We start from the raw sequence: 14,759 nt of genomic DNA, 5'->3' as shown, positions 1-14,759 counted from the left end.
ACTAATACTAAATAATAATATGGAAAAACTAAAACTCTTATTAATGACCTTGTTAATAGGTTATGCGAGTACCTCTTGGGGTCAGGCAAAAGTTTCAGGAGTAGTAACCGATGGGCAAAATGTGCCTATTCCGGGAGTAAATGTCATTATAAAAGGAACATCGAATGGAGCCGCCACAGATTTCGATGGGAAATTTCAGCTTAATGCTAAAAGTGGAGATGTGCTTACTTTCTCTTTTATTGGGTTTATAACACAAGAGCTTACATATAATGGACAAAAATCATTAAATGTGAAGTTAGAAGAAGATGCAGCTCAACTTGATGAAGTTGTTGTTATTGGATATGGTTCTGTGAAGCGTACAGATTTAACAGGTGCTGTAGCATCCTTAAGTGCAGGTGATTTAACAGAACGTAAGAAAACAGATATTGGACAAGCTGTTAAAGGTCAAGTAGCAGGGGTTGATGTTCGATCGCTTAGTAATAAGCCTGGAGCTCCTCTTAATATTAGAATAAGAGGAAATACAGCGATTACAAATAACGTAGCAGGTAGAGATGGACTTAGTGATGATCCTACGGATGATCGTTCAAAACCTTTATATGTTGTAGATGGTGTTTTCTTTGAAGATATTAATATTTTAAATCCTGCAGATATTCAACAAATGGATATTTTAAAGGATGCATCTGCGACGGCTATTTATGGTTCTCGTGGTTCAAACGGTGTGGTTATTATAACAACTAAAAACGGTATTGAAGGTAAAACAGTATTTACTTATGAGACTACTTTAGGGGTAAGCACAGTTGCTAATGAGCCTGATTATTTTAATGGAGATGAATACGTTAATTTTGTAGGCGATGTTATTAGAAGTGAAGAGTGGGGAAAACTGTTTACGACAGGTGTAGGTACTGTAGCTGATTATAATAATATTGATATATCTTCTCTCATAGGAAATGAGATTCAAGTATCAAATGAAGAAGCTAATAATGTTGCTAATAGACGCTATACAAACTGGATTAAGGATTACCAAAAGACAGGAATACAAAAGACTCATAATTTAGGGATGTCTGGAGGAAGTAATGGTTTAGTTTATAGTGCTTCGTTAGGTTACCTAAGTGACGAAGGTGTTATAGGTATTGAGGCTTTTGAACGTTATAATTTAAGCGCTTCGCTTTCTAAAAAAGTTACAGATAATTTTACTGCAGGTGTAAAAGCGTATTTAGCTTATTCTGAAAGAGAAGAAGGAAGTAGAGAACTGTATAGAAGTACACAACGTCTTCCTCCAACAGTAAATTCTCGTGATACAGATGGTAATCTAATTTTAACGCCAGACGATCAAGATTCACGTTTTCTTAATCCGTATTATGATGCTAATGGCGCTTGGACTGTAAATACAAAGTCAATGAATGTAATAGCCAATATATTTTTGAACTATAAGCCTACGGAGTGGGTTGATTTTAAAACGCAATTTTCACCGAATATCAGAAATGCAAGATTTGGAGAATATAGAGGTTTGTTAACTAAGTCTTCTCGTAATGAGGCTAGTAGAATTCGGGCATATTATGATACTTCTTTTGATACGTCTTATACTTGGGATAATATAGCTAATTTCAACTTTGATGTAGCAGAAGGACATAATTTAAAAGCAACCCTTATTTCTTCAGTGTATTATTATCAAAGAGAGACTAGTAATATACAAACTAGAGACTTTGATACGGACGCATATTTATTTTATAATACAGAGTCAAATAATAATGATATTAGAAATGCTGACACCGAATATGAAAAAGAGTCATTAACATCTTTTGCAGGTAGATTAAACTATAGTATTTTGGATAAATACTTGTTTACGTTTACCGGTAGGTATGATGGTTCTTCTAAATTAGCGGTTGGTAATAAATGGGCGTTTTTCCCTTCTGCTGCTTTTGCTTGGAAAGTATCTGAAGAAGATTTTATTCAAAATGCAGATTGGTTGAATAATTTAAAATTACGATTAAGTTATGGTGAAGCAGGTAATGATACTACAGTTTCTGCTTATGATTCTCTTGCTTTTTTAAGTAATACTGACTATGTGTTTGGAGGGAATTATACTAGTGGAGTTGTAGTAGATGGATTAAATAATTATGATTTAACTTGGGAACGATCTAAAGAATATAACGTAGGTTTAGATTTAGGAATTCTAGATAATAGAATACGATTAGGCTTAGAGCTTTATAGCAAAACAACAGTAGGGAGTATTTTGGATAGAACATTGTCTCCTATTACAGGGTTTGCTATTGCCACTGGTAATTATGGTTCTGTTCGTAACCGTGGGGTTGAAGTAACTTTGAATACTGTAAACATCAAAACAGAAGATTTTAGCTGGAAAACTAGTTTTAATTTTGCTAAAAACAATAATGAAATTTTAGACTTAGAAGGAGAATTAGATTTAATTCCTTACGGAAATCACGGTGTTTTACAAGTTGGTGAAGCTGTTGATGCTACTTATGCTTTAGAAAAAATTGGTATTTGGCAATTAGATGAGATAGCTGAAGCAGCAGTATATGATCGAATTCCTGGAGAGTATAAATTTAAAGATCAAGATAATGACGGTGATATTGATAATGATGATAGAAGAGTAATAGGTCAAGTATCTCCAGATTGGACAGGAGGTATGACAAATACATTCACTTACAAGAATTTTGATTTTTCTATTATGGCTTATACAAGACAAGGTAGTTTTGGTCACTCTGAATTTAATTCGCTTTCTGTGCCATGGCAAGGTGATGATGCTAAATTAAATAAGGTAGATGCAGATTACTGGACACCTAATAATCCAGATGCTAAAAATCCAGCTCTAGAATATGGAGCAGATACTAGCTGGTATTATACCGATTTTGATTTTGTTCGTATAGGTAATATCGGTATGGGATACCAATTTTCAGACGCAATATTAGATAAGTTAAAAATGTCTAGTTTACGTGTAACATTAGATGTTCAAAACCCATTTACATTTACTGATTATTATGGTTCGGATCCTGAAACAGGTCTTCAAAATAACTATAATGGAGGGTATTTGACTAAAACTGTATTATTTGGACTTAAATTATCTTACTAATTTTAAATCATATTAAAATGAAAATATTAAAAAATATAAAATATATAGCATTGTTTGTAGCGATCAATTCTGTGCTTGTAGCTTGTGATAGCTATATTGAAGAAGATATATTCTCCGATATAACTGTTGAGAATTTTATTGACGAAAGTAATGCCGATCAATTGGTAGTTGGTATTTATACTCAAGTACGGACGGTTTATAAAAACTACGGTTATAAATTTGAAGGTACTGATATCTTTACAACTCAAAACGATGTTACCTCTATTAGTGCTGGAAATGATTACGTGGGAGTTACGGTTCCAGAAACAAATAGTGTTTGGTCTAATAATTACGACGTAATAGCAAAGGCTAATACAGCCATTAATCGTTATGAAAATGAAATAAACTGGAGTGAAGGAAAATTAGGTGAAAAAGCTTATGGTATCGCACAAGCAAAAGGTTTAAGAGCATTAGCTTTTTTCAATTTAGCTCAACAATATGGCGGTGTTGTATTGGATTTAGAAGAGCCTCAAAGTATCCGTTCAGATTACACAAGGTCTTCAGAAGAAGATACTTATACTTTTATTATTTCAGAATTAGAATCTGCTATTTTAGATTTAGAAGTTGCTCCAGAGACAGGGCGGTTTTCAAAAAGAGCTGCGCAACATGTATTGGCTGAAGTGTATTTAACAAGAGCATACAAATCTTATGGTTTAAGTACTGATTTTACAACGGCTGCAACATTGGCTGAATCAGCCATTGGAGGGTATGATATTAGAAGTCAGACATTTGAACAGGTTTTTGATTATGATAATCAAATAAATGATGAAATCTTGTTTGCTGCACAATGGGATGGAGGTAGTACTTCTACACAAAAGAATAATAATAAGCATGCGATTTTTATGAATCAAGTTTTCGAGTTACCAATAGGTGTGTCAAGAGCTAATCCTTATGGATCAAAAAGTGGAAGCAATATGCCTACGCCATTCTTTTATTCTTTATTTACAGATAATGATTCAAGAGAAGATGTTACAATACATAGAGCGATTATAGCAGATGAAGAAGGTACATGGAAAGATTTAGTTGATGATACTATTGTTTTGGAAAATGTATCTGTGGGAGATACTATCGTATACTTTCCAAAGGTTGCTTTAGATGCTACAGAGTTAATAAAACATTTAGATCTTTATTGGGTATATCAACCAGATCAGTATTTATTTGGAAGACCTTCGGATCTTTCTACCGAAGTTAATTATCCATATTCTAGAAATACGCAAGAAACAAATTTTCCGATTTTCAAAAAATTTGATGATGAAGATTTTAGTGAAGCAGGAGAAGGTGCGCGTGATACTTTTATTTTTAGAATAGCAGAAACACATTTAATAGCAGCCGAAGCTTATTTAGGAGCTAGTAATACAACGTCGGCACTAACTCATCTTAATAGAGTTAGAGAAAGAGCGACAGGTGTTGCAAATGAGTATACTTCAATCACTATAGATGATATCTTAAATGAACGTGCATTAGAGCTTGCAGGAGAGGATAATAGATGGGCTGTTTTAAAAAGAACTGGTAAATTACAAGAAAGGATAGAACTTTATAATCCACATGTAGTAAACCATGGAGCGTTTGATGCTAATAAACATTTATTGCGTCCAATTCCAAATAGAGAATTAACACTTTCTCCTAATACAATGACTCAAAATCCAAATTATTAATTAATAGTAAATTAAAAAATTTAGTTGTTTGAAGTTAGTTTATATAGGCAGACGAGAATATGTCTGCCTATATTTTTATTAATCAAGAGTCATTTTGTTTTAGTAAACAGAAATCGTTAACAGTGTTTACTCAAAATTATATATAAAATCAATTTTGAATCCCATTTTAAACATGAAAAAAAATTACATAATAAGTATTCTATTAATAGTTGTTTTATGCTTGTCATGTACAAAAACAGAAGATGAATCTTTTTATTTAGTGGTTGGCGATAATTTATCAAAAGTTGAATTAAACACTATAAATGATTTAAAAACAGATTTACAAAAAGTAATTACTTCCGAAGTTAAAATCGTTTCAGAAAAAGAAGCTTTTCCAGAACATGGTACAGTTTTCATTTTAGGAACACCAACTTCAAATGCGTTAATCGAAGAATTAGCCATTCAAAAAAATATTAATTTGTCTACTGAAATACCAGGAAGTCGTGGTGGAATTTGGGCAAAAGTAAATCACAAAAATCATAAAAACACTATTGTAATTGGAGGTTCAGACGTTCAAGGATTGCAGTATGCGATTTACGATTATTCAAAAGACGTTTTAGGAATTGATCCTTTAGAATATTGGACAGGTAAAACACCCAATAAAATATCTAATGAAGCTGTTTTAAACTTCACAGCAAAAACCATAGCACCACCAAAAGTACCCGTTTTGGCCTATTTTGAAAACGATGTGGACGAGCTAGCAAATTACCGAGGTGAATTACTAGAATACGATTGGGAAACTTATACTGAATTAATAGATGCTTTAGTACGTATGCGCTACAACGCCATTCAATTATTCGATATGTTGGGGCGGCCAGAATTCTTTATTCGTCCAGAATACAAAAAACTAAAACCAGACTATCAAGTAGATATTAATTTTATAGATAAAATGATCGATTATGCCCAATTAAAAGGCATGAAAGTGGCTATAGATTTTGAGTTAGGATACCAAATACACCCAATGTCGGCCGATAAAGCCGATTGTTGGAAAACTTATAAAGAAGATTGGTTAAGCGCTTGGAGATACTATTTAGAAGAAACACCATTGGCTAAAACCGATATTTTTATTCTGCGTCCACGTCATCAAGTTTGGGACTGGAAATACGAAAGCTCATGCGGCGAGAATAAAATAGATGTGTTTAATGAAGTATATGTAGAATTCGGAAAATTAATAGACGAATATAAGCCTAATGCTTCAAAAGTTTTGGTATGCTATTCCGATGGGATGGAAATGTGGAACGAAGGTTTTAGACCTCCGGAAGATTGGACGGTCCTTTGGTCCGATCATGGTTTTGGCGATTTCGAACATCTACCAAATACTACCGATAATTATGAGTTTGGAACCTACATGCATGCAGGATATTGGTTAAACCATACGGTTCATAATCCATACCCAAACAAAGTAGAAACCATAATGAAGGAGATGTTTGAAACCTATAATGCTGATAAATTTTGTTTGGTAAACGGACAAAATTTTAGACCATTTTTATTAAATCTAGAAGCGTACAGTGCCGTTTGTAATAATCCAGAAACTTTTAACGGCGATGAATTTTACAAGGATTGGACATCTCGATATTTTTCAGATGAAGTATCAAAGCATGCTATCGCTTCCATGAAATATTTACATGAAGCGCAAGAAGGACGTAAAGGTTATGTAGAACATTTATGGGAAATTCGTGAGGCCGTTTCATATTTATCAAACGCACCAATTAGAAGACCAGGAAAAACTCCAATTCCTTTTGATTATAAACGTGTTATAGGAGATTATAAAACTACGGAACATGTTGCTGAAAATGTAAAAAAAGCTTTAACGGAAGCGGAGCAAGGCTATCAAATAGAAGCCACTCATTTTTATCACGCTTACATTTTGTTACCTACGCAATTATATAGTGATTTAATTGCTTTTGAAACGACGCTTCATAGCATGACAAAACTTAAAAATCAGTTCGAAGAATCTAAAAATAACACATTTTTAAATGAAGCTAAAGCATTGCTTCCTTCAGCTAAAGAACAGCTAGAAGTTATCTATAAACGTAGAGCATCAGGCGATTTAGATGGTAAATGGAAAGATTGGTACGCCATAAAAAACAGAAGACAAAATAACGGTTTCCCTACTTATGATATGTTAACTGCTATTGAAGATAACCTAAATAAAATTACGCCTTAAAAAAACCTAGAAAAATGAAGTTATATCCCCTCTTTAAAAACAGAATTTGCATATTTAGTTTTGTATGTATAACACTTTTTTCGTGTAAAGAAAACGAAAAGCAGGTGCTAAGTGAAGTCCATGAATCTACGGTTGATTATACAGCAAAAGTCTATCCATTATTAGATACCGAAAATTCTAGATGGTTTTTCTTTTCGTCTGCAAATCGCCCATTTGGGATGGTTAATTTAAGTCCAGATACTCAAATTGGAGGTGCTTGGGGTAGTGGCTATCGTTTTAAAACCGATACTATTAAAGGGTTTAGCCATATTCATGCATGGCAAATGTCTGGTGTTTCTGTTATGCCAGTTACCATTTCCGAAGAAAATAAAAGCAATATTTTTAAAGATTTTTATTCAAAATTCAGTCATGAAAAAGAACAAATAGTACCTGGTTTTCATAGTTTAGAATTAGAGCGTTATAACATAAAAACACAACTTACAAGTACAAAACGTGTTGGTTTTCATCAATATACATTTCCGGAGAATGAAAATGCGGCTATTCTTTTTAATTTAAATACTTTTTTAGGACCATGTAATAATTCGGAAGGATTTTTAGAACAGAATGATGCTAAGGAACTTTCGGGAAAACTAGTAATGGATGCAACTCACAGGCGTCCAAAACCTTTAACCGTTTATTTTAAAGTGAAGTTAAATTCGGAAATTGATATTTTAGAAAAAGATGATGAAACGGGTAATTACTTGGTTAGCCTAAAGGAAACAAATAAAAAAGTGTTGATGAAAGTTGGGGTTTCATACACTTCCGTGGAAAATGCAAATATTAATATAGATACAGAATTACCAAATTGGGATTTCAATGAGGTTATAGAAGAATCGAAAGATGAATGGAATAATTTATTAGGAAGAATAGATGTAAAAGGAAATACAGAACAAGCACAAAGGCGTTTTTATACAGATTTATGGCACGCACTGCAAGGTCGTAGAATTATAAACGATGTAAACGGTGCATATCCTGATAATACGGGAGCTGCATTTAGAATTGGGCAGTTGCCATTAGATAAAAATGGGAAACCTAAATTCAATCACTTTAATTCCGATTCTTTTTGGGGTGCGCAATGGACTATCAATACGCTTTGGGGTTTGGTTTATCCAGAAATCATGGCCGATTTTACACATTCTTTAATGCAATATTATAAAGATGGAGGCATGGTTCCTCGTGGACCATCTGGTGGAAATTACACTTATGTTATGACGGGAGCATCATCTACACCGTTTATTGTAAGTGCTATTCAAAAAGGTGTAATTACAGAAGATTTAGAAGGCATTTATCAGGCTTTAAAAAGGAACCACATGCTTAATGGTATTATGGGTAAAGCAGGTTACGAGCATGATACCAATCTAGGTGGTGGTTTAAAACATTATATAGAAAACGGGTATGTGCCATATCCAATTCCAGAAGGGAAGTTTGGCGGACATCAAGATGGTGCCAGCATGACTATGGAATATGCATATCAAGATTGGACGTTAGCTCAATTAGCTAAAAAATTAAATCACGAAGCCGATTATGATTACTTCTTAAAACGATCTAATAATTACAAAAATGTTTTTGATAAAGAAAGTAGTTGGATGCGCCCGAAAAACTTAGCAGGTGTTTGGAAACAAGATTTTGATCCATACCAACCAGAAAATGGTTTTATTGAATCTAACGGCGCACAATCCACATGGTTTGTACCTCACGATTTACAAGGTTTAGCAAATTTAATGGGCGGAACAGATAAAGCGGTCGAAAAATTAAACGCACAGTTTAAAACAGCACAAGAACTTGGGTTTACCGCAGGTAATTCACATTCGCAAGAATTACATCCGGAATATAGCCGAATTCCTATAAATTACGGTAATCAACCTTCTATGCAAACAGCATTTGTTTTTAATGAATTAGGAAGAAATGATCTTTCTCAATATTGGTCTAGAGCCGTTGTAAATAAAGCTTTTAGCGGGCTGTCTCCAGCTACAGGTTTTAATGGAGATGAAGATCAGGGATTAATGGGAAGCCTTTCGGTACTTATGAAAATTGGATTATTTCAAATGAATGGAGGAACAGAAGAAAATCCTAATTATCAAATTGGAAGTCCTATTTTTGATGAGGTTATCATTAAATTGAATCCAGATTATTATTCAAACGAAAGTTTCACTATTAAAACAGTTAATAATAGTGAGTCCAATGTTTATATTAATAGAGTAAAGTTGAATAATAAAAAGGTTGAAAGCTATAAACTATCTCATAATGATATTATTAAAGGCGGCGAATTAAAACTAGAAATGTCAAATAAGTCAAACTAAAATAATGAGTTCTAAATTAAAACTAACCACAGTATTGTTGTTAACTATTTGTTTTTCAACTTTTGCACAGCTTAAAAATAAGCCAGAACTCAATGAAGAGTTTATGGATATGGGGTTTGGTATATTTATACATTGGAGTATGGATTCACAGCTGGGTAGTGTTATTAGTCACTCTATGGTTGGTGCTTCTGATGATTATGTGAATCGTTATATGAACGACCTTCCAAAAACATTTTTTCCAGATAAATTTGATCCCGATGAGTGGGCAAGGTTATTTAAATTAACAGGTGCAGAATATGTGGTGTTTACAACAAAACACCATAATGGATTTTGTATGTGGGATACAAAAACAACAGATTTTAATATTATGAACACACCTTACGGAAAAGATATAACCGGTATGTTGGTTAAATCTTTACGTAAATATGGTTTAAAAGTGGGACTTTATTTTTCACCAGAAGATTTTAGTATACTACATAAGCAAGGGCATTTAATTTCGAGAAAAGGACCAATGACTCAAATTACAGCTAATAAAGAATTGTTTGATTATGATAAATCTCAGGTTAAGGAACTTATTGATAATTATGGACCTATAGACGTTATGTTTTTTGATGCATTTCATACAAAACCGATGGCGCAATATGTACATGAAATAGCACCAAATGTTGTGGTTACTCGAGGAGAAATGAAAACACCAGAACAAAAAATTCCAGATGGCGCCATGCCAGGACCTTGGGAAACCTGTATGACGATGGGAACACAATGGGCTTACAAACCAACGAACGAGGAATATAAAGATGGCGGAGATTTAATAAAAAAGTTAATTGAAATAAGAGCCAAAGGCGGTAATTTTTTAATGAATGTGGGACCAAAACCTAATGGGGAAATTGCTATAGAACAAGAGGAACGTTTACGCGAAATGGCACTTTGGATGTTTGTAAATAATGAAGCGGTTAAGGATGTAAGAACAGTACCTAATATTATAAAAGATGGCGATTTATGGTTTACCAAAGCTAAAGATGAAAATACGGCCTATGTTTTTATAACAAACCAGAAAAATTGGTTTAAAGGTTTTAGAAGAAATTTTATGCTTAAAAATATAAAGGCAACTAAGAGTTCTGAAATTTCTGTATTAGGACAAAATGATTTGGTTGTAGAATATTGGCCAGAAAACACGCCAACAACAAGATATATTCAGCATGATAAATTGTTGGAAATTTCGGTGAGTAAAGCACAAAGACTTTATAACGATAAAATTTGGCCAAACCCTATTGTGGTTAAAATTACAAACGTTGAATTCATCGGAAAATAATTATTCGATTTGTACTGTTTGTATTTGCCTAATAACGTTTTTTAAAATTGAAAAACTCAAAAAAAATATTTGTAATACAATGAGACTATACAGGCTTGTAATTATTCTATGTTTAGTTCCTGTTTTAGGAATAGCACAAACGTTAAACCCTTATCAAAATCAAACTTTATCTATTGAAGAACGGGTAAATGATTTGATAGAGCGATTAACTGTTGAAGAAAAAGTATCATTACTAGTATCTACAGCAGAAGCCATTCCGCGGTTAGATGTTGAGAAATATTATCATGGTAATGAAGCCTTACATGGTGTTGTAAAAGGAGGGCGTTTTACTGTTTTTCCGCAGGCAATCGCTTTATCTGCAACTTGGAATCCAGATTTAATTTATAAGGTGTCAACAGCAATTTCAGACGAAGCTAGAGGAAAGTGGAATTTCTATAATCAAGGTAAAGATCAAAAAAATGTTTACAGTGATTTACTAACTTTTTGGTCGCCAACCATTAATATGGCGAGAGACCCTAGATGGGGCAGAACGCCAGAAACATACGGGGAAGATCCTTTTTTAACCAGTAAAATGGGTGTTTCGTTTGTAAAAGGACTTCAAGGTAATGATGAAAACTATCTTAAAGTCGTTTCAACCCCAAAACATTTTGTTGCTAATAATCAAGAAGATAATAGATTTGCTTATAATGCTGTAGTTTCAGAAAAATCATTACGCGAATATTACTTTCCTGCATATAAAGCAGCTGTTAAAGAAGGAAACGCACAATCTATTATGAGTGCCTATAATGCCATAAACGGCGTGCCTAGCACAGCGAATAATTGGCTTTTAAATACGGTTTTAAGAAACGAATGGGGGTTTTCGGGCTATGTAGTTAGTGATTGTGGAGCACCAACATATTTAGTGAAATCTCATCACTATGTTGATACTAAGGAACTCGCTGCTAAAGTTGCTATTGAGGCTGGTTTAGACTTAGAATGTGGTAATGATATTTATGCAAAACATTTATTATCTGCATTTAAAAGAGGGATGGTTTCTCAATCATCCATAGATAAATCGGTTAAAAGAGTTTTAAAAGCAAGATTTAAACTTGGTATTTTCGATTCAACAGATAATAATCCATACACTAAAATTTCACCTGAAGTTATTGGGTCTAAAAAACATCAAAATTTAGCTTTAGAAACTTCAAGACAATCAATTGTTCTTCTAAAGAATCAAAACCATATTTTACCTTTAAATTCAGATAAAATAAAGAAAATTACGGTTGTTGGTTTTAATGCTAATCAGGTTGTTTTTGGCGATTATAGCGGGTTATCTGTTATAAAACCAATATCACCACTCGAAGGTATTAAAAATAAAGTAGGTGATAAGGTTGAAGTAAAATACGTGAAATGGAAAACGGCTGCAAGAAATTTAAATATTTTGGAAGCCGAGAATTTACGAAATGACTTTAATGATGAACCTGGTTTGTATGGTGAATATTTTGACGATAAATTTTTAGAAGGCACACCTCAAACTCGAGTAGATAAGGTGGTGAATTTCGATCCTGTAAATAATCCGCCGGATCCGTACACAAATTACAGACATAAATCGATGCGATGGACGGGGTATATTAAGCCTAATTTTTCTGGAACTTATAAAATTGGAGTAAACTCGGATGATGGGATACGTTTATGGCTAAATAATGAATTAGTTGTGGATGCTTGGCATAATCGTGGAGCAACTACCGATCAAGTAGAAATTAACATGGAAGCCGGGGAGAAATATGCTATTAAATTAGAGTATTTTGATAATGGAGGTGATGCCGTATGCCAATTACTTTGGGAAGTGCCAGGAAATGAAAATGGAACCTTATATGATGAAGATATTGAAGCTGCAAAAACTAGTGATTATGTAATTGCAGTAATGGGTATCAATAAAACTATTGAAAAGGAAGGAAAAGATAGAACCTCACTAAATTTACCAGAAGATCAAATTAATTATATAAAAGAGATTTACGCCGAAAACAAGAACATGATAGTGGTTTTAGTAGCTGGAAGTTCTTTGGCTATTAATTGGATGGACGAAAACATCCCAGCTATTGTTGATGCTTGGTATCCTGGTGAATCTGGTGGTACAGCTATTGCAGATGTATTATTTGGCGATTATAATCCTGCTGGAAGATTGCCGTTTACATTTTATAAATCAATTACAGATTTACCTCCAATGGATGATTATGAAGTTTCTAATGGAAGAACATATATGTACTTTCAAGGTGAAGAATTATATCCTTTTGGTTACGGTTTAAGTTATACCAAATTTGATTATAGCGGTTTTAAACTTAAAAAGAATAACGATAAAATCATGATTTCTGCTACTATTAAAAACACGGGAGATTATGATGGAGATGAAGTTGTTCAATTATATTATAAATTACCTAAAACGGTGCCTAAAAGACCGATTAAGAAATTGATTGGTTTTAATAGAACTTCAATAAATATTGGAAAATCTGAGAAAGTCGAATTCGAAATATCTAGAAAAGATTTACAGTTTTGGGATGAAGAAAAAAAACAATGGAGTTTTGAAAGTGGAGATTATGAGTTTATGCTTGGCACTTCATCTAAAGACATTCGATTAAAGAAAATAATTTCAATAAATTAGCGAATCGACATTCAAAAATTATAAATTTCTGTTTTACAAACGCGTTTTATATCCATTAAAAATGAAAAATCTAATTAAAAAAAATACGCTTTACAGTTTAGTAGTTATTTGTTTAGCATTCAATTTTAGCGTCGCCCAGACACCAGATAAAATGGATTGGTGGAAAGATGCCAAATTTGGTATGTTTATGCATTGGGGTTTATACTCTCAAACTGCTGGTTATTGGGATGGTCATAAAGCAAAAGGGAATGAGCATTTTATGATTCATGAAAAGATATCATTAAAGGAATACGCCACCATTGCCGACGACTTTAATCCTGTTAATTTTAATGCTGAAAAATGGGTGCTTACTGCGAAAGCGGCCGGCATGAAATACATTATTATCACCTCTAAACATCACGATGGTTTTGCAATGTTCAATTCGCCATCCAATGACTATAATATTAAAGAACGTACACCATATGCTAAAGATCCCATGAAAGAACTTGTAGATGCTTGCCATAAACACGATATGAAATTTGGGTTTTATTATTCTTTAGGTCGAGATTGGGAAGATCCAGATGTTGCTACAAATTGGCCACATAAAGGCGGGAGAAGTAATTTGGTAGATTATCCTGATGAAGATATAAAAGTGTTTAGTCGTTACTTTGAAAGAAAGGTAAAGCCTCAAATAAAGGAATTACTAACGCAGTATGGAAAAATTGATGTGATTTGGTTTGATACACCAGAGCTTATTAGTCCAGATGAAAGTAAAGAGTTAAGAGAATTGATATTGAATATTCAACCAGACTGTATCATTAATAGCCGTATAAAACATGGATTTGGCGATTACGAAGTTAAAGAACAAAAAATAAGTGAGAATTTAGAAGTAGAACCATGGGAAGCCTGCATTACTATGGGGAAAAACTGGGGATATATTGAGTATGATACGATTTATAAATCTTCGGAATTAATGACAAGACAGTTACTAGAAATAGTAAGTAAAGGAGGTAATTTATTACTGAATAATGGGCCAACAGGAAAGGGCGAAATAACTAATTTGGCGCAAGAGCGATTGGCACAAATTGGGGAATGGATGAAACAAAATAGCGAAGGTGTTTACGGTTCTAAACCATGGAAAGTACAAGGGGAACGTCTTATTAAAATTCAGAAGTCTATAAAAAAAGCTAATCTTTCTGAAGAAGAAAACCTAATGAAAGATAATGCAAATGACGCCACATCAAAAGATGTTTTTCCAGAGGTTCGCTTTACTTCTAAAGCGGGTGCAGTATATGCTTATGTTTGTAGTGCGACCGAAAATGAAGTACTCATAAAGTCACTTTCAACCAAAAATGAAAGGCAAATTAAATCTGTAACACGATTAGATACTTCGGAAAAAGTAAAATGGAATCAAACCGATGCTGGTTTAGTCTTAAATATTCCAAATTATTCCGAAAATGAAATCCCTATTACAGGTTTTAAAATAGAATTTTAATTATT

At 33.3% G+C, this 14,759-nt stretch carries 7 protein-coding genes; all 7 read left to right on the top strand.

The annotated features are described in order from the left end of the window. Window positions 1-19: 19 nt before the first annotated feature. Window positions 20-3,091 carry a TonB-dependent receptor gene (locus M4I23_RS15515; protein WP_249755016.1) on the top strand — a complete coding sequence of 1,024 codons (3,072 nt, stop codon included), beginning with the start codon at window positions 20-22 and terminating at the stop codon, window positions 3,089-3,091. A 17-nt stretch (window positions 3,092-3,108) separates the two neighbouring features. Beyond that, on the top strand, window positions 3,109-4,785 hold the full coding sequence (locus M4I23_RS15510) for a RagB/SusD family nutrient uptake outer membrane protein (RefSeq protein WP_249755015.1): 1,677 nt from the start codon (window positions 3,109-3,111) through the stop codon (window positions 4,783-4,785). A 172-nt stretch (window positions 4,786-4,957) separates the two neighbouring features. Continuing rightward, window positions 4,958-6,991 (top strand): glycosyl hydrolase 115 family protein, encoded by a 2,034-nt coding sequence (locus tag M4I23_RS15505; protein ID WP_249755014.1) that lies wholly within the window; start codon window positions 4,958-4,960, stop codon window positions 6,989-6,991. 14 nt (window positions 6,992-7,005) lie between these two features. Then, window positions 7,006-9,330, top strand: a complete 2,325-nt coding sequence (locus M4I23_RS15500; protein WP_249755013.1) for a GH92 family glycosyl hydrolase — start codon at window positions 7,006-7,008, stop codon at window positions 9,328-9,330. Window positions 9,331-9,334: 4 nt separating this feature from the next. Next, window positions 9,335-10,642: an alpha-L-fucosidase gene (locus M4I23_RS15495; RefSeq protein WP_249755012.1), complete on the top strand. Its 1,308-nt coding sequence runs from the start codon at window positions 9,335-9,337 to the stop codon at window positions 10,640-10,642. Window positions 10,643-10,721: 79 nt separating this feature from the next. Further along, entirely contained in the window at window positions 10,722-13,280 is a 2,559-nt protein-coding gene (locus M4I23_RS15490; protein WP_249755011.1) for a glycoside hydrolase family 3 protein, read from the top strand. 61 nt (window positions 13,281-13,341) lie between these two features. Further along, window positions 13,342-14,754 (top strand): alpha-L-fucosidase, encoded by a 1,413-nt coding sequence (locus M4I23_RS15485; RefSeq protein WP_249755010.1) that lies wholly within the window; start codon window positions 13,342-13,344, stop codon window positions 14,752-14,754. Window positions 14,755-14,759: the final 5 nt, after the last annotated feature.

The organism is Algibacter sp. L4_22 (genome assembly GCF_023473045.1).
Taxonomy (GTDB): Bacteria; Bacteroidota; Bacteroidia; order Flavobacteriales; family Flavobacteriaceae; genus Algibacter.
Note: the sequence above shows the minus strand (reverse complement) of the source record. Positions and strands in the feature narration are given on the sequence as shown.

What these genes read in the sequence shown, in the direction of transcription:
- M4I23_RS15490 (WP_249755011.1), top strand. Translation starts at nt 10,722, where the DNA reads ATGAGACTATACAGGCTTGTAATTATTCTATGTTTAGTTCCTGTTTTA.
- M4I23_RS15505 (WP_249755014.1), top strand. Translation starts at nt 4,958, where the DNA reads ATGAAAAAAAATTACATAATAAGTATTCTATTAATAGTTGTTTTATGC.
- M4I23_RS15485 (WP_249755010.1), top strand. Translation starts at nt 13,342, where the DNA reads ATGAAAAATCTAATTAAAAAAAATACGCTTTACAGTTTAGTAGTTATT.
- M4I23_RS15510 (WP_249755015.1), top strand. Translation starts at nt 3,109, where the DNA reads ATGAAAATATTAAAAAATATAAAATATATAGCATTGTTTGTAGCGATC.
- M4I23_RS15515 (WP_249755016.1), top strand. Translation starts at nt 20, where the DNA reads ATGGAAAAACTAAAACTCTTATTAATGACCTTGTTAATAGGTTATGCG.
- M4I23_RS15495 (WP_249755012.1), top strand. Translation starts at nt 9,335, where the DNA reads ATGAGTTCTAAATTAAAACTAACCACAGTATTGTTGTTAACTATTTGT.
- M4I23_RS15500 (WP_249755013.1), top strand. Translation starts at nt 7,006, where the DNA reads ATGAAGTTATATCCCCTCTTTAAAAACAGAATTTGCATATTTAGTTTT.